This is a genomic window from Bacteroides oleiciplenus YIT 12058 (assembly GCF_000315485.1).
Lineage (GTDB): Bacteria > Bacteroidota > Bacteroidia > Bacteroidales > Bacteroidaceae > Bacteroides > Bacteroides oleiciplenus.
Map to the genome: position 1 here is coordinate 667910 of NZ_JH992943.1, position 18396 is coordinate 686305.

The 18396-nt window shown below is 44.6% G+C and carries 13 protein-coding genes; 1 reads left to right on the plus strand and 12 read right to left on the minus strand.

All coding sequences use genetic code 11. The annotated features are described in order from the left end of the window. Positions 1–28 precede the first annotated feature (28 nt). The 9 genes from HMPREF9447_RS18990 to HMPREF9447_RS19030 form a co-directional block, all read right to left on the minus strand. Entirely contained in the window at positions 29–2176 is a 2148-nt protein-coding gene (locus HMPREF9447_RS18990) for a glycoside hydrolase family 31 protein (protein WP_009131398.1), read from the minus strand. Between the two features lie 41 nt (positions 2177–2217). Then, the gene (locus HMPREF9447_RS18995; protein ID WP_009131399.1) at positions 2218–4164 is read right to left on the minus strand and encodes a glycoside hydrolase family 97 protein; all 1947 of its coding nucleotides are present in this window, start codon (positions 4162–4164) and stop codon (positions 2218–2220) included. 22 nt (positions 4165–4186) lie between these two features. Further along, positions 4187–5560, minus strand: a complete 1374-nt coding sequence (locus tag HMPREF9447_RS19000) for a glycoside hydrolase family 28 protein (RefSeq protein WP_044138387.1) — start codon at positions 5558–5560, stop codon at positions 4187–4189. A 20-nt stretch (positions 5561–5580) separates the two neighbouring features. Continuing rightward, on the minus strand, positions 5581–7761 hold the full coding sequence (locus HMPREF9447_RS19005) for a DUF362 domain-containing protein (RefSeq protein WP_009131401.1): 2181 nt from the start codon (positions 7759–7761) through the stop codon (positions 5581–5583). A gap of 117 nt (positions 7762–7878) precedes the next feature. After that, positions 7879–9453 carry a DUF362 domain-containing protein gene (locus HMPREF9447_RS19010; protein ID WP_009131402.1) on the minus strand — a complete coding sequence of 525 codons (1575 nt, stop codon included), beginning with the start codon at positions 9451–9453 and terminating at the stop codon, positions 7879–7881. An 11-nt stretch (positions 9454–9464) separates the two neighbouring features. After that, positions 9465–12284 (minus strand): hypothetical protein, encoded by a 2820-nt coding sequence (locus HMPREF9447_RS19015; RefSeq protein WP_009131403.1) that lies wholly within the window; start codon positions 12282–12284, stop codon positions 9465–9467. A 16-nt stretch (positions 12285–12300) separates the two neighbouring features. Continuing rightward, positions 12301–13698: a polysaccharide lyase 6 family protein gene (locus HMPREF9447_RS19020; protein WP_081589788.1), complete on the minus strand. Its 1398-nt coding sequence runs from the start codon at positions 13696–13698 to the stop codon at positions 12301–12303. Positions 13699–13912: 214 nt separating this feature from the next. Next, positions 13913–14518 carry an OmpH family outer membrane protein gene (locus tag HMPREF9447_RS19025; RefSeq protein WP_009131405.1) on the minus strand — a complete coding sequence of 202 codons (606 nt, stop codon included), beginning with the start codon at positions 14516–14518 and terminating at the stop codon, positions 13913–13915. Positions 14519–14547: 29 nt separating this feature from the next. Next, positions 14548–14781 (minus strand): hypothetical protein, encoded by a 234-nt coding sequence (locus HMPREF9447_RS19030; protein ID WP_009131406.1) that lies wholly within the window; start codon positions 14779–14781, stop codon positions 14548–14550. A 227-nt stretch (positions 14782–15008) separates the two neighbouring features. On the opposite strand from HMPREF9447_RS19030, the gene HMPREF9447_RS19035 reads away from it, so the two are divergent. After that, positions 15009–16469, plus strand: a complete 1461-nt coding sequence (locus tag HMPREF9447_RS19035; RefSeq protein ID WP_009131407.1) for an aminoacyl-histidine dipeptidase — start codon at positions 15009–15011, stop codon at positions 16467–16469. Positions 16470–16562: 93 nt separating this feature from the next. Here the strand turns inward: HMPREF9447_RS19035 and HMPREF9447_RS19040 are convergent, their stop codons facing one another. The 3 genes from HMPREF9447_RS19040 to HMPREF9447_RS19050 form a co-directional block, all read right to left on the minus strand. Further along, positions 16563–16973: a HepT-like ribonuclease domain-containing protein gene (locus HMPREF9447_RS19040; RefSeq protein WP_009131408.1), complete on the minus strand. Its 411-nt coding sequence runs from the start codon at positions 16971–16973 to the stop codon at positions 16563–16565. After that, positions 16957–17247 carry a nucleotidyltransferase family protein gene (locus HMPREF9447_RS19045; protein WP_009131409.1) on the minus strand — a complete coding sequence of 97 codons (291 nt, stop codon included), beginning with the start codon at positions 17245–17247 and terminating at the stop codon, positions 16957–16959. The genes HMPREF9447_RS19040 and HMPREF9447_RS19045 overlap by 17 nt, the downstream gene beginning before the upstream one ends. Positions 17248–17364: 117 nt before the next feature. Beyond that, positions 17365–18309 (minus strand): MraY family glycosyltransferase, encoded by a 945-nt coding sequence (locus HMPREF9447_RS19050; protein ID WP_009131410.1) that lies wholly within the window; start codon positions 18307–18309, stop codon positions 17365–17367. Positions 18310–18396: the final 87 nt, after the last annotated feature.

Below are 18396 nucleotides of genomic sequence, written 5' to 3' on the forward strand. Positions count from 1 at the left end.
TCGTAGTTAATTTTCTATGACTTCGTTATTATTCTTCCGTCATAAACTTCCAGGTTACATTGGCAACATTATTCGGCTTGCCCTTCTCCGCTTTGGAGATAGTGCCTTTCAGTTTTCCTTTCTTATCACGCGTCACCTTGATATCACGCCAGGAATAAGCTCCCTTTTCGTAGTCGAACGTTTCGCCATCATCATCATACAGACGATAAGCTCCATCCGCTTTTCCATAATGACGGATTTCCAGATTCACCTTTTCTCCGGCTTTCGGCGCATGCAAGCGTGCTTCCATAAACGGCAGGATGGCACCATCCTTCACATACACCGGAATACGGTCCAGCCCCGGAGTGACGGTGATTTTCTCACCATTGCCTACGTATTTACCGGTATAGAAATCATACCAGTCTCCCTTCGGCAACACTACCATGCGCTCCGTCTGTCCTGTAAACATCGGAGCCACCAGCAGATATTCACCCGCCATATACTGGTCCTTAATCTCTTTAGACACCGCTTCCAGATAAGGATTGTCTTCCAGATGGGCATCGGATAACTTCGCAGTGCTTCCTTGTTCGGGGTTGAAGCCCGGTTCCAGACTCATGGCACGGAACGGAGGAATACCATCGAAGTGGTAACGGGCAAACTCCGAATACCAGTACGGCATCATCTGCATACGCAACATGGCATATTCCTTTATCTGATTCTCCACTTCGGGGAATGTCCAGGGTTTCGTCCCGCTTGCCCAAGCATTAATCATTGCCATCGGCGAGAAGACAACAGACTGGAAGCGACGCAACCAATCTTCAGACGATTTGGAGCTACGCACTTCCGGAGTCCAGAGTACACCGCTGAAACCGGAGTTTATCAAAGCAGTGATGAAGTCCTGATGACTGTAATAGTCATTATAAATCACGTAGGGGAAAGAAGCGGCACCGGCATTGGATGCACGAACCAGTCCGAAGGTGCGCTGGTTGCGCTTCTTATACAATTCCGCAGTGGTGCGTTGCACCCACAATCCGTAAGTCTGGCGCATTTGTTCGGCGGCAATTCCACTGGGGAAGGTTGCCACATCCGGCCAGACGTAGCGGTCGTATCCGTCCACTTCATCCACTTTATAACCACTGACACCGATGCTCACATGTTCCTGTTCCAGCTTATCCATCCAGATTCGGCGGGCTTTCTCGCCTGCCAGGTCGGGCACAATGCCACACCACACCGTGTGCGAGCCGCTGACCGGATACATATCTTTATAAATCTTAGATTCGGGAGATACATACGGATTGGTCCACAGGTTGATGCGTACGCCCCTATCCAGCATCTCTTTCACGAAACCGGCGGGATTGGGGTAACGGGTAGCGTCCCATTCAAACGTACAAGGATATGCCTTGCTTTGCCAGCCCGGTTCCAGACCGATGAAGTCCAACGGGAAACCCCGTTGTTCAAACTCGTCCGCTTCTTTCTTCACATCTTCGGCCGTATAGAGTTTCTTTGTGCGTTGAGTGAAGCCCAGTCCCCAGCGTGGAGGCAAGGTACCGCCACCGCAAAAGAGATTATAACGACGAATGACATCCATCGGAGTGGGCCCGGCAAACAGGTAAATCTCTGTGCCTGGAGCAGGAACCAGAATGGAAACAGCATCCGAATAGGGAGCCGATGTCCACGTTTTGTCCAGGTTACGGTCTTTGGCAACCGGAGCGTTCGGACTGTCCTTGCGGGCGCCGCTGCCTGCATACACCGTCAGGTAACGGGCTGAGTTAATGAGCACGCCATATCCCTGACTGGAGATATAGAAGGGCACCGGGGCATGCGTGCGCCCGTTGTCACGTCCGCCGTAATGGTCTACATGCAGGTTCAGTATCTTTCCGCGCTGGTGCACGGTCTGGAAGTTCAGGCCGAAACCGTACAGTTGTTCCTTACGCTGCAAAGGAATGCGAAGGCTCGTCTTGCCATCCTGTATCGTACCTACAATTTCATTCGCCAGTCCGGGCAACGTCACTTCCGGCAGGCGGCTGAAACCTTCCTTCTGAGGCGTAACACCTGCTACACTCAATAACGAATACTCTTCGGGAGTACCCACAATTCCTTTCCAAACACCGGGTTCCACTTGTTGCCAAGCAATCTGTGCCTTGGCAGGGAATAACATCAACAGGGCCATCGCCCCTAAAATCAATCTCTTTTTCATTCTCTTTTCACTTTGTTATTATAGCATTACTATCGTCACTCTCATCGGATAATGCCGGCGAAGCCACCATTCGGCAATACTTTCACCTTCACTGTCCCATCCATATTCTCTACGGGCATATAGCCGAAACTGTCTTTATCCCCTCCGTCTGTAATCATCGTAAATGAACGGCCTGTACATCCGGCAGGCAGAGTAAATTCTATTTCGCGTTCTTCTTCCTTACCGCTAATACCGCCAATGTACCACACGTCGCCTGCACGACGCGCCACTACAGCATAATCTCCTGGATAACCGGCCAACAGGCAGCTTTCATCCCAGGCAGCCGGAACATCTTTCAAGAATTGTTTCGGTTGCTCCGGCAGCGAGAGATAAGATTCCGCCTTATCCGCCAGACATTGGAAACCGGATTCGAAGACAACAGCCAGCGCCAGTTGATGTCCCATGGTCGTCTTGCGTATAGCAGGTACACCCTGGCGAACTTTATCGGAGAAAGTCACCGGAGTATAGTCCATCGAGCCTACTACATTGCGTGTGAAAGGAACGGTGGCATTGTGCTGGGCAGCCTGGTCGCAACGCTCCTGACGCCCCAGAGTTTCCGCACCCCGGATAGCTTCGGTAGTCAGCATGTTCGGATAAGTGCGTTCAAAACCACGGGGCAAAGTAGCACCGTGAAGGTCAACCAGCAGATGATTGTCCGCCGCATCTTTCAGCAGTGCCGGATAAAGCTGGATAATCCGTTGCTTGTCCGTATCAAAGAAATCGACCTTGATACCTTTGACTCCTATTTCACTGATACGCTTCATCTCAGCACGACGCTGTTCTGGGTCACTCATCAGGCGATGCGCCGGTAAGGAGTCGTTGTCACGTCCCGCACCGGAGTGATACCACAACCAGACACCGACACCTTTTTGCTGCGCATACTTCACCACATCTTCCATAGTGCCACCATTGCCCATGCGTTGCCATCCGGCATCAATCAACATATATTCCCAACCCATCCCGGCACTGAGGTCTACGTACTTCAACTGTACCTTATAGTCGCGGGGAGTGCCACCATTGGACCACCAACTCCAGGAGGCGCGTCCGGCTTTTATCCAGGATTCATCCTCTACTACCGATGCAGGATTCAGATGTGAAACCATCTGCGTTTGGAATATCGTATTCAGGTTATCCCCTACGATAATAACCCGCCAGGGAGTAAACCAAGGCAATTCTGATACCGGTTCTACCGCATCCGGAATAATCGGTTCTTCTATTTCGGGGAAACGGATTTTATAGGCCTTGTCTGTTCCTGCATTATCAATATGAGTGGCAGGATATGTGCCATCCAGGTGAGCTTCTGTTATCATCATCCAGACTCCATTGGTATTGAACAGCATAGGGAATGCCCAACCACGCCCGTGTCCACATTCCGAACGGATGTCTATTTCATTTCGACAATACTGTTCATAACTCGGCTTGTGGCGTTCGTTCCAGTCATAGGGATGTATCCATGCTTTCCCATTCACGGGCACGGCAAATTCTGTATGCTCTGTCTGAATGGTATGCATCTGTCCGTCAGCTTCCGGAAATCCGTAACGAAAAGCAATGCCGTCACTGTATGCCCGCACAATAAGATTGAACTGCTTTCCTTCTTTGCTACGGAAAGTAAATGTCTGTTCACGACATTCATCTGCAGTACTCAGTTTCTTACCGGATTTCAGTTGGTAAGCGTCATGGATGTCCTTTACTGTGGAAGCAGAAACAAATTGCGCGGCTTTTCCATATTCGCAATTATCCATCATCAACCCCAAAAGAGATTTTTCCACTGCCACCGTGTCCTTATAGTAGACAGAATAGCTAAGATTCGCTTCCCCTTTCTCCTCTCTGTTTTCCAGAACGAAACGGATATTATTGTCCTTCGACACCAGCTCCCACGTATCAGGAGCCGTACAAGCGGTCATCAATACCGCAAACAGCAACATCGCTGTGTTCAATAGTTTTCTCATGGTATTCATTATTATTCACTGATTATTTATAAATCTGCATATCCCCATCTTCACAAATGATTTCCGGACGGGCATCCGGGTTCTTCAGTTCGAACGTAACGTTCTTCAATTTCAAACCTTTCACGTGACGCGCCCACACTCCGTAAGCCGGAATCTTAGGACCGAACGTTTTTACTTCGGGATACTTATCTATTGCTTCCGGAACCTGGGACAAAGCATCTTCGGGCGTACCCGTGCCCAGCAAGCGGATATGTATATTCTCCAAAGTCAGGTTTGTGATGTAATGTCCGGGAATCCCTGTAATCAGAATACCGGAAGGAGGTGTCAGCTGTGCCTTATCGGCAGCCACTGCCTTTACATTACGGATGACTACATTCTCAAAGACACCGATAGGCTGCTGAGTATCTTCATGCTTGCGGAATACACTCAGACGGGCACCTAAACGGAATAACATCGGAGTACGCACTTCGTCCATCGTAATATCGGAGATTTCCACATTACGCAAATGGGCCCCATCCACAGAGAAGAGTTTGATTCCGCCATTCTTTGTATCGTAGATATGGCAGTTACTGATTTTGATATTCTCAAATCCCCCCATGGATTCCGTTCCCATCTTGATTCCCGCCTGATTACTCTTCAGCTTCATATTCGTCACAATAATATCATCACATCCCATCTTACTGGAAGTAGTCTTGAAACAAAGAGCATCGTCACCGCTGACAATATCGCAATTGCTGATGCGCACATGCTGGCAACCGTCAATATTGATTCCATCATTGTGAGCCACACCAAAGCTGCGGATGGTGATATTATGAATATTCACATTGCGGCATTGGAAATAGTGGGAAGTCCAGGCACCTGCATACTTCAGAGTTACCCCTTCTACACGTATATCCTCACAACGCACCCAACGAAGCAGGAAAGGGCGCAATCCCCAACGTTGTCCTTCCGGACGAGTGTCAATCTTGATATGGCGTTCTTTCAAAGCCGAACCTTGCCCGTCGATGACACCCTCGCCTTCTAAAACCACATTCTTTGCATCTACCGCCACCAGCAATGCCCAACCTACATCAATGCCCAGACCTTCGGTGAAAGGATCAAGATTATCGTATGCTTTGTAGTCGGTGGTTCCCAGGATGAGTGCATCCTTTTCCAGATGCAAGGTTACATTATCTTTCAGTACAATGGTAGCCGACAGATATGTTCCAGCAGGAACGAGCACCGTGCCACCGCCCGCTTTATGGCAAGCGTCAATCGCTTTCTGAATAGCCGGTGAGTCCAGCTTCTTGCCATTACCCCGCGCACCATATTTTTTCACATTGAATGTTTCTGCTTGCAAGGCGAAGGGCAATGCAAACAACATTAGTAACAATAATAAGTTTTTTTTCATTTTCATGGTTATTAAATCTAAGTATTCTATTTAATCTCTTTCGCTATGTTCACCGAATATATTTTATTACTACGCCGTCCCGGATGTTCCAGACGTAATTCATTGGTACCCTTTGTCAGCATTACCGGAAAAACAAACTCCCTACGATTATCTCCGGTTGTAACCAGATAACCAATATTCTCACTAATTTTCTCTCCATTAATATATAGATAGGAAGGAACCGGATTAGCACCTGCATAAGATACTACCAGGTAATATTCACCTTTATGCGGAAGATTCACTTTCCAGTTCACGCTGCCCTGGGAACTCCCTTTTTCACCTTTGAATTCCACCGAACCGTCATCATTCAGCGAAGCTGAACCGTCTCTTTCCATATCCTTCGCCTGGCAAACATCTACATTCTCCAAACGGCGCACCACTACATGCTGTGAAGAGGTTACTTTCCCGTTATTCAAAGTCTCCAGACAAAAGCCGGTCGTTTTATTTACGGATAAAGAAACGATACCCTCTGCATCTTCCAACCGTTTACCATTCAATCGTACTTCATCTGCATTCGTAGTTTTATAATGTAGAGCATTCCCGTCTGCATAGAAATATTCAATTGCCGGACGCTCTTCGTCCAGTGGCACACGATACAATTCTATACCCTTACCCGTACCCAGATTACGGCTATACATCCGCTCTGTCGGATTATTCCAGTGCTCATGTACACCCAGGCTTTCTTGCTCCTTCCCGACATAAGCTATTCCGGAAGGCGGATTACCGATATTTGCAGCTTCATGCAGGAAGTTGTCAGCATTAGCACACAGGGGAAGTTCAGAATAAATAAAATCGAGTACCACGGACTCAATGGCAACCTGGTCATTGGAAGCCAGAAAACTGGAAGCCCAGCCGTCATTGAACGGAGGAAGCCGGAAGCGTACCGCTTTGCCATTATGCTTTGGGGTTACATACATGGCATCCACCAGATATACCAATGTCTTTCCTCCTATACGCTCATGAGCCATTAAATCTACAATAGAATTATAGGTTCCCATACCACGGAAGGAAGACCAGTCACGAATAGAAAGATGCAGGGGAGGCACATTGCCAATAGAGCCAAACTGATTCTTTCCGGTAGCTGTAATAGCCGTCTGCCCGGCGCTGTCACGCCATTTATCCATCGGTTCAGAATGTCTTTTCATCAACGCCATGTTAATCATATAGTCAGCTTCATAAGCCGCGCGCGCCAGACTCCTGGCACCGGCATCGGTAATCTCACTGGAGTAACGGATTACATCGGGCACAAATCCGCCCCAATTCTGATAATGGACATCAGGATAAAGCGGTTGCACATAGTCATATACGGCAGAAATACCCCGACGCTGTGCATCATATACCGTTATACAGTTCTGGGGAACTTCCATTATATCAATCAACTGACGCAATAAAGAATATACGGATTGCGGAGTAGCATCAATGATATTGGTTCCACCATTATTATTCAGATTGATTTTAATAGCAATCTTCTCTCCTTTCTTATATTCCACCGCTCCTTTACCTTTCTTATAATTAAAAGTGCGGAACAGTTCATCCCATGCTTTATCAATCGTGTTCTGGCGAGTCAGGGCGATAATAGCTCCTTCCATCATATCATCTACACGCGTCTGGCTGTTATTATCCGGATCAGAATAAAGTCCCCGTTCGCCATCCCAGGCAGCGGCCTTGGGGTCATGCGCCCATGCCACCCGCCCCGGGTGAATACCTTTTGCCACCCCCATCGGAGCATTCGGAGCATCAATAGGTGTAAAATGTCCCATATCCGTGCCATTGTCTATCTGCTGGCGTATCACTTGTCCCATCAAAGAATTATCAACGGACATTATATATAAGGTAGCGGATAACAACACACCAACCGCCAGTACAGACAATCCCATATAGAACCGGCGGGAATGCCACAAAGTCTTGAAGCGCTTCCACGCACCAACCCCCACCAGTGTGCTACTGATAAAAGCCACAAAAGATAAAGCGATAGGAGCAGCAACTTGCTGGCAAGGATATTCCATCCGGGAAGGTTTCGGCACAACGCGTATCAAAAACCATACTAAAGCAGCAAAGCCCAACAGGGGGAAGCAAATCTTCAACACAACATTCTTCTTATTTATTCCGACTATCCGGCCGCTCTTCGGACAAGTCTTAAAGAACCATTTTTTTATACTTGTATTCATCCCTATTAGATATAAAGTTTTGTTTTTCCTGGTTACAAAAATAGGGATATAAAAAAGAGACGATTATCAGTATTCCATCAAATACTTGAAAAATCGTCTCACGCAGCAAACAGAATATTATTTATGCAAGTAAACCAGTTCTATTCCAACATCTTTACCCATATTACGGCTATATTTCTTTTCTTCCGGATTATTCCAATGTTCCAGAACTCCGAGACTGACAACGCCCGTTCCATCCCTTTCCGGATCATAGAAGGTACCGGATAAGGCGTGGTCTGCCAAGGCGGCTTCTACCAGATACATATCGCAATAATCCACATCTGCCATACGCGGAAACTCCGAACTCAGGAAATCAACGCCTACTGCATCAATGGCTACCGGATCCTGCGAAGCAAAAAGCGAACAAGGCCAGTTTCCATTGAATGGTGACATCTTCCATTTGCCGGAAGGTGCGCCGTTCACCTTTTCCGAACCGTACAAGCCGTCTATCAGGAACAGCATCGTCTTCTGCCCCAAATCCTTATGAGCCATATAATCGGTAAAAGTCATGTAACGGGATTTCCCACCGCGGTCTTGGTTAAAGTTATTATGCTGGTTCTTACGGAAATCCCTGTTAATATCCGTCACCCCGTACCAGTTCTTGGCACATAGTGTCACTCCTTGTCCACCATGTCCTTTCAGCAATGCCATGTTAATCAGGTAATCAGCTTCAAGAGCACAATTTGCCAATCCCTTTGCCAGGCGACCGTTATCGGCAGAATAAGGAATGGCATCTGCCGTATAAGTCGACTTGGTACGCCCGTTTCCTCCTTCATTATCCAGATAAATGACATTCGGAAATTCCGCATGACATTTATTATAGAGGGCATCGGTTATAAAGCGGCTGGCATCAAAAACGGTGATTTGTTCCTGAGGCACTCCGCCATCATATACCAGACTACGAAGCAAAGCAAGTGTAAGGTGGGGAGAAGCATTCAATTGTTCACAATCCTCATGAGAGAAAGTATTATTCTGGTTTATCTTGATAGCAATTTTCTCTCCTTTCTTATATCCATGTTTCCCCTTTCCATGCTGTTGGTTGAAGTAAACAAAAAGAGCTTTCCAGGCAGCTTTTCCTTTCTTCTCTCCTGTCAATGATAACAGAGACTGGCCTAATAACCAGTCTGCATCCGTCTGATTGTTCCAACGGTCTTCAAACCAGAGCCCCTCTCCTTTTTCCCAGACAGCCGCACCCGGTGCATGTGTCCATACTACCCGTCCCGGATAGATTCCTTTTGCCTCTCCTACCGGATTATTCTTGCCCCATGCCATACGGGGTTCTTTCGCCGGAAGAAAGGTTTGGGCCAGCAACTCCGTACTGTTTTCTACCAGCATCAAGGTTCCGCAAAAGCAAAAAGCAACAAAAGCAAGAGCTCCCACCACTATTTTCCGATCCCGAAGTGCTTCGCGCAACTTACGCAAGCTCACCCAAGCCCCCGTAAATGAAAGCAAATACATGACGAATGCAGACATCAACGGCGCTGCAGTCTGCATACACGGATAACTGGCACGGGAAGGTTTCGGAACCACCCGCACCAGAAACCAAATGGTTGAAAAAAGACCAAGCCCCCAGAAAAGAAATATCCTCATAGCTCTGGAGGTAGACTCTCCTTTCTCGGTCTTTTCTTTGAAGTATAGATAAATACGTTTCATATCTTGGGAATTTATTTAATAACAACATCCTTACTACGGAAGGTCTTTACATGCTCCTTATCCGTAACGCCTTCTTTCACTTGCAGATTTTTTATTTCCGCACCAATGACATCATCCAGTACCACTGCATAGCGTCCATCTTTCTGTTCGGCATCTATCTTACAGTTATCCAATACAAAACCTTTCACGTGCCGTGCCCAAAAGCCAAAAGAGGGTTGGATTTTCAAATCACCTACATTATAACGTCCCACGCCTATTTCAGGTGGATAAGCTTCCGCATCCTCTGTGGGATGTCCGCCTTTCACCAGCAAATTCACATCATGGAACTGTACATTTTTTATATAACCTGTATGCTGTCCATTAGGCAGGCAGAACGTCAATCCGCCCTCTACTACCTCCGTATCCGGCAATTTGAAACCTGCAATAATAGGAGTTGCCTCATTTTGAGAACCATCATATGCTTTCCAACGGTCACCACGGAAAGAACTTCCACCATAAACTTCATCAATATCCACACCACAAATCACAATGTTCTCCACCTGGCCGATATCTGAATTCGTCACCAATAATTCTTTCCGCACACTCCCGTTTTCTGTGAAGGTAAAAGAAGCTACATCTGCCCCCAACACACGACCTCTATTGGAGATGGAAATAAAGAACGGGGCACGGGTGCGGTGCATTACCGAACGGGAATGTATCGTACCGGTCTTTCCGCTATTCAGGTAGACATTCTTGATATGTCCGCCATCGTTGGTAGAGATAGAGAACCCGGCTTTATTGGCACCCAGCACATAGATATTATCCACATACAGGTCCTGAATATCATCAGCCGTCTCCGAGCCTATCTGGAACAGGTTGCAATTGGTATCACCCACAATATTGCGCACCATATAATTACGTGCCGGGCGGGTAAAACCCAATGAACAGTCCGAACCCGGCTTTACAATATCATCCGAACTGACGCGCGAATAGATATTCGTCACCGTCACATCGTTGCAAGCCATGAAATCGTAGATATCACGTGCATTCTTGGTATGATGTTTGGCAAAATAAGTATCATGTACATGAATACCGTCCGTGCCCGTCGCCAACAGAACGAAGTGACCACCCTGATCTATATGCAGCATATTGCCGACATCATAATTCTTCTGATTATCCGATTCAATATAATAAGGTTCATCCTTCTGCGGGTCATACCACATATCTTTGCTTATATCCCAACCACCTATTTCAATATTGGTGCAGAGTTTCAAAGAAAACATCTTGTCACAACGCTTATCAGGTGCATTGTTCATCACCTTATCGGAAGTAACAAGGCTGCCATTGCCCGTGATGCGGCCTGTGCCGACAATCTTCACATTATCAATACGCTCTCCAAAGAACATTGCATTACGGAAGAACGTATGTCCCACATCCTGTTTTGTCAGATAGTTTTCCGGATCAGCATAAGGACGCGGGTCTGTAGGAGAAAGCCCCGAACGGTATGCACGATCACTAAACCAGGTGGTTTCAGGAGCATCACCACCCGGAAGTCCCTGAATCACAGCATCTGCATCCAGATGCAACCAGACATTACTCAAAAGATGGACAGTCCGCACATTATAAGTACCTGCGGTAAATCGTAAAATACCGCCGCCAAGTTCATTCATTTCTTGAATAGCCTTATTGATTGCTTCCGTATCGTCTACCAGGCCATCCCCTTTCACACCTGTAGCCTTGATGTCTTGTAAACCGGAGTAAAACCATACGACATTCGATTCACCCGGATTATCACCACCCTTTACCAGCAATTTAAATGCATATAGTTGATTAGGTTGTAACCTGCCGGCAGTAGTAAAATCATCATCCGGCAATATTTCCACCCTTACCGGAATCCAGGTCTTTCCTTTATCCTCCGATTGCAACAGAGTTACCGATTCCGCATTGCAGGGAGCTGTCCAATGAAAGGAGCAAAATGATAAATCCCAGTCTTTTTTATAAGTAAATGCACGCAAGGTATTCCGGGTTAAATCTGCCACAGTCGTCACTCCTTCAAGAGTAGCTGTAGCAACCGGACTATGAAGTTGCTCCGGTTGAGAAGTCACATAGTTTGCTTCAAATGTATAATTTCCTATTGCAGGGACTACTACACCACGAAAGCAAAGATGAATATCCGGTCCATTGGAGGGACGGAAATCCAAATCTTTAAAAAGCAACAGAGTACCTTTTTTCTCCTCTCTACGGATTTCCACATCGCCCACTTTCTTATAAGAATAGTTGGTTCCGGTCCGTCCAATGGACTGTTTGGGTAAGTCACGCAGAAGAACCTCTCCGCGTCCGATGATATTTACGGTGGTATTATCCAGCGTTACATCAATTCCTTCGGGTATACGGATGGTGACAGTAGTCATCGGGCCGCGTTGCCCTGCATAAAAATCAAGAGTCAGGGTTCCCGCAGTCTTCACCGTAAATGCACTTCGGTCCAACTCTACCATTGGAGGCAATGCTCCTTTGCGCACTCCTATGGGCAAACGCTTTTTAGCAGTCTCCTGCAAGTAGTCTCCACTTGCAGGCATGCCCTTCGTTTTTTCTTGTCCCTTTGAAGTAAAAAGACGGAAAACACCCGAACAGGAGCGGACTAATTGTTCTTTCAGCTCCGCTACCGATGGCAAAGTAGAAACCAGCCCTTCATTCTCAGCAGTATCTACCGTATAACGATAAGTCGTGCCTTCAAACAACAATAAAGAATCGCGAGTCAACTGCCAGGGATATAATTCTCCGGCCTGTACATAAGTTCCTGCCACTCCAAGTAGTAATGAAACAAGGAAAGTTTTTGATAGTCTGAATTTCATGTCTGATTCTTTAAGGTTACCGATACGTATCTATATAACTCACATTTTCTTTCATAGCCTCATACCAGGCAGGACCGACAGCATAGATACAGGCATCTATCCGTTCTTTTTCCTTTTGTCCCAAACCGACAGGGGTATCAACAGCTTCAAATCCACTTCTCACCTGTTCATAGGAAACAGCCGAAAGGGAGTTAGCATCAGGAAATGCCCACTGATTATCCAGGAATACAAAACCGGGAAGGACTTCATCCGCCCTCACAATTTTCAGTTCAGGACTCTGTCCTGTAAACAAGTTATGGGCGAAGCGTACATTGCGAGGCATCTTTTCCCCACGTCCCGAACCTAATTCCAGCGAACTGTTCAGGAAGGTATTATAAGCAATGTCCACATTCTCTACCCGATGATAAGAAGTCAACGGTTCCTCCTTCACATTTGTTTCTGCCGTGGGACGTTCATAAACTCCCACACGTACCAGCAGACCGAATGATTCTACATCCTTAATATAATTATCATAAACCGTATGTCCTTGGTTAATGATGCGGATACCCGCAGTTCCACGAAGATTGTGACCGATGAAAGTATTCGACTCTATAACATTATAGTGTCCGTGACGGCAAACCAGCCCACCGGCAGATTCATAAAACAGATTTCTGCGCAACACATTATGACAGGACTTTACGGAGATGATTTCATTCTCACCACTACACCTGAAGAATACGTTGTTCTCAACAATAGTACGGGACTCCAACTGAGACGACCAGGAGTGTCCGATACGAATAATTTCCGCTCCGTTACCACCATAGGGTTGGCGTTCGCCAAAGAAATTATGGTCTATCAAATGATTGTTCAAATGATTATCGGCACTCAGCCAAACTTGTAGAATCAAGCCTCCTACTCGCTTATTAGCAAAATAACAATGGTCTATCCGATTATTCATACCCCGCAATCCAACCCAATATTCATCCCCCTCATTAGGACGCATACCTTTCCCGGGATCATTGCACTCGTCAATTACACAGCCGGTCATCCGGCAATAGGATGCGTATACGCCTTTCTCTTTCTGGAAATCAATCATATCATGCCCTATTGCCCACGCTTTGTAGAAGAGTAAATCTTTCAGTTGCAGATGCTCCCCATATATCTTTAATCTCAACTTACCGGAAATAATAGCTCTACCGGGATTTTCAGCCCGCCAAGTTATGGGTTTACCGAAAACGCCTTTACCGGTAAAATGTATTTCTCCCAGATTATTGTACGTTCCATCTTTCAGTACGATGGCATCTCCCGCTTGCAGGTTTCCACTGCCCAACAACTGCTTCATAGCCGGAATGTCTTCCGGTAAAAAGGTATACTCCCTAGCAGTAGCAAAAAGGGAGATAGATAAGAGTAAGAGAACACAGAGTTTTTTCATCATGCTTTTCTGATTAGAATTTAAAAATTACAAGGCAAATATAAGTGATTAAAACATGAAGAGAAATAGGTTGCTTCCCGCCGGATGCAGTTTGAGAAGATAATTCAAAAGATTGGTACGCTTTTATAAACTCAGACGACAGAAAAGAAGTCGCCCCCTTGCATTGTGATTAAAATCACTCTGCAAGGGGGCGACCCTTATCTAAATAGAAACCTATTTATTTCTTTACCGGAGAAGAATAACTTGCATTCAGTCCTTCTACAATTTCCTTCGTAATGTTATAGATGCTGTCAGCATACAACAGGTTATCGAAACCGGTATTGCTGATAATCATGCTATATCCTTTCGTCTTATTATATTCTTTCAGGAAAGCATTGATAGAATCGCGCAACTGCAAACTGTTCTTTTCGTTCTCGCTCATCAATTCTGACTGCAACTTATTGCTCAGAGCCTGTAAGTCTTGTTCCAGCTTAGCAATACGGTTGTATTCCTGCTGAGCTCTTTCCTGAGACAGATAAGCATTGTTCTGCACCTTCGTCTGGAAATCCTGCTTCTGCTTGTCCAATTCACGAGCTTTCTGATTCAGTGTCAAACGAACGTTCTCACTCTTCTTTACCATACCTTCATTCAGGTCGATGCAGAAATTATATTGTGCCAGAAGCGTGTCTATTTCAACATAAGCAATCTTCATTCCAGAAAGTTCGCCTGAAGCTTGGCCTGATGTAGTTGCCGTTTGATTTTCAGCTTTACCTGCACACTGAGAAAATAAAACGATAAGTGCAAGAGCAGCCAAACCGTTTACGAGGTAGTTCAATCTCTTCATAACTTGTAAAAAATATAGTTTTATAATTATTAATTCATACTATCATTTAAGGCTTTTTCCAATTCATCGATGGAGAAACGGGGCTTCTTTTGTGCTTCGCGATCTTGCGACTGAGCACATCCGATACCTCTCTCCCGCATTGCTTTATTACCACTGACGTGCCCGTTCGGGAACTTCCCGCCTTTCACAAAAAAGACTTTCAGACCTAATAATGCAATACAAATAGCAACTATTAACAAACTTATCAATACTGTATCGAGCATTTCTACTATTTTTGTAATACGAAAACAGACTGCATTTCAGCAAAATGAAAATAAAATTTTCTTTTGCATTCAATTTGCTCTATTTTTGTGGGTGCAAATATAGGGCTTTGTATGGACTAACCCGCTTTTTTTACCATAAAAAAAGAGAAGCGGTTATAAAATAGCCAATTGATTTAACCATATTTAGCAATAAGAGGTTAAATACGAACATTCATAAAGGAATTAATATGGAAAAGAATGAACTGAAACCGGCAGGCGTTTTTCATTATTTCGATGAAATCTGCCAAGTGCCGCGTCCTTCAAAGAAGGAAGAGAAAATGATTGCTTATCTGAAAGCATTCGGTGAGAAACATAAGTTGGAAACGCTGGTCGATGAAGCCGGCAACGTCCTCATCAAAAAGCCCGCTACACTGGGCATGGAGAATCGGAAAACCGTTGTACTGCAATCTCACATCGACATGGTGTGCGAAAAGAACAACGATGTGCAGCATGATTTCCTCACCGACCCGATAGAGACTGTGATTGAAGGTGAATGGATGAAAGCCAAAGGTACAACGCTGGGAGCCGACAACGGTATCGGCGTAGCTACTGAACTTGCTATCCTTGCTGATGACAGTATTCAGCACGGACCTCTGGAATGCCTGTTTACAGTGGACGAAGAAACCGGGCTGACCGGTGCCTTTGCCTTGAAAGAAGGTTTCATGAACGGGGATATTTTGCTGAACCTCGACTCGGAAGATGAGGGTGAACTCTTTATCGGCTGTGCAGGAGGAATCGACTCCGTTGCAGAGTTTATATATAAAGAGGTGGATGTACCTGCCGGATATTTCTGTTGCAAGGTACAAGTGAAAGGTTTAAGAGGCGGACATTCCGGTGGAGATATCCACATGGGACTTGGCAATGCCAATAAGATACTGAACCGCTTCCTGAGCCAGGCTTTCCAGAAGTATGATATGTACCTGTGCGAAATCGATGGTGGTAATTTGCGCAATGCCATCGCTCGCGAAGCACACGCCATTATCGCTATACCGGAAGACAACAAACACGATCTGCGTGCCGATCTGAATATATTCGCAGCCGAAGTACAGGCAGAGTATGCCGTAGTCGATCCGACGTTACAACTCGTTTTAGAATCGGAAAATGCTTGCGCGAAAGCTATTGATAAAGATACCACCAAACGTTTGCTGCAAAGCCTCTACGCTTGTCCCCACGGAGTTTATGCCATGAGTCAGGACATCCCCGGACTGGTGGAAACTTCTACCAATCTTGCATCTGTCAAGATGAAGCCGGGCAACGTGATTCGCATCGAAACCAGCCAGCGCAGTTCTACCGCCTCTTCCAAGCAAGACATTGCCAATATGGTACGTACCGTATTCGATATGGGTGGAGCCAAAGTTAGCTTCGGTGACGGCTACCCGGGTTGGAAACCCAATCCTCACTCCGAAATACTGGAAATTGCAGTCGAATCTTACAAACGTTTATTCGGTGTAGATGCGAAGGTAAAAGCAATCCATGCCGGATTGGAATGCGGTCTGTTCCTTGATAAGTATCCTTCACTGGATATGATATCCTTTGGTCCGACTCTGCAGGGCGTACATTCTCCCGATGAACGGATGCTGATTCCTACAGTAGATAAATTCTGGAAACACTTGCTGGATATTCTGGCTAATGTTCCCGTAAAGAAATAATGAAAAAACTCCCGGCAGAATGTTAGTTATCTGCCGGGAGTTATAAAAATATTTAAGTATTTTAGAGTTCTACTTACCGTCTATTTACTATAATCATTCTCTCATAAATAAATTATCATATTTATCCGTTGTCAAATCCTTTAAGATAATATTTATGCAAGTAATTAACTCCGGCAAGTGCCTTTTAATAATCTTAAAAATATTCTCAGGATCAACATTTCCATATTCATGAGAAATTATATTCCTCAAAGCAAAAATACCCTTCCAATAGACTTGAGGATAATTAGAAAAAAGATTAGAAGATGTCCAATCATCAATTTTCCGAGCAGTTTCTCCCACAACCTGAATAAGCATGCATGCAGCATCAAACTTTTCCATATTTGCAGATGATATCAAAAAATCATGATATGAAGTTATAGTTTTATTTCGCTCTATAACTAAAGTTGATTTTTCAATAATCAAATTCAAATACTCAACAATCATTATTTTAGACGAATATTGCATCTTTCAATATATTAACTTTAAAAGATTCTCTTAATGAATCACGAAAATTAACCACATCAACTTTATAGTTCGTCAATTTTTCCAATTCTTCTTTAATAGCAACTAAAATAAAGAAATCAGATTCCTGTAGAGTAACAACTACATCCAAGTCACTTGTATCCTTTTGCTGTTTCCGAGCAAAAGAACCAAACAAGCCTAAAGTCTTAATGCCATATTTATCAGCATAATTAGCTTTAAACTTTCGCAATATATCAATGACATCTGAAGTATTCATAATTCATATCTATGCTTACTACTAAGTAATGATACAAAGATACTACAAATTATGAATTCATCAAGAAAACACCCGTCATATTTGAAATTTTATAAGCATACTAATATTGTTTCAAACTCACAGATGAAGCCTAAAGTATTTCTTCATAAACCACACATAAATGAGACTAAGCACCAAAATAGCGCATAAAAGATACAAATACCCCCTATTCCGACAGTATATATATCCTATTACTATTACAGCTTGCGTCAACATATAAACCAGTGACACCGCCACATGAGGTATTTTCAATTCATTCGCCATAAGCTGATACATGTGTTTCCGATGTGGTAAACCTATGTTTTCATGAAGCATCAGTCGGTGAACGATAGTCAAAACACTATCAACGCCATAAACAGCCAGAAGGATAATCCAGCTGAAATCCTCAGTCTTGAGAATTAACTTTCCTATCAGGAAAAGAAGTATAAAAGCAATACTTACAGAACCTACATCACCGGCAAAACATTTCGCTTTCTTACGAAAGTTGAAGAAACAAAAGACCAAAACAGAACAGAGAACCGTATAGATTAGAGCAGGTTCTACAAACTGCGTTATTTCAGTATTGATATAAGCCAGTGCAGCAAGGATAACCAGCGAATAACCACCTGTAATGCCATTGATGCCATCCATGAAATTATAAGCGTTAATGATGCCCGTACAAACAATTAACGCTACGATAATCCACCACCAGGGAAGAGTAAACAATCCCCATTGATAAAACATCAAAGCCATAGCAGTAAAATGCAACACCAACCTTAAGCCTTGGGAAATAGAACGAATATCATCCACAAAACTGATAAACGTTATCAAGGTTAAAGCTAATATGAACCAGGGATATTCCCAATGGTTAGTCAAGAAATAAGCTAATGCGCCAAAATAGAAGATGATTCCACCACCACGCAAAGTAATCCGGGTATGGGAACTTCTCTCATTGGGCTTATCGATAATATTGCACTTATCAGCTATTCTAAAATAAAAAAGTTCTGCCAGAAATAGCAGAACCAGAATAATTACATAATACATCATGCATTTTTATTAATCCAATAAAACCATATCTGAACACAGACAAATAAAAAAGCTGCTATACCTACTACAGCCATTACAATTCCA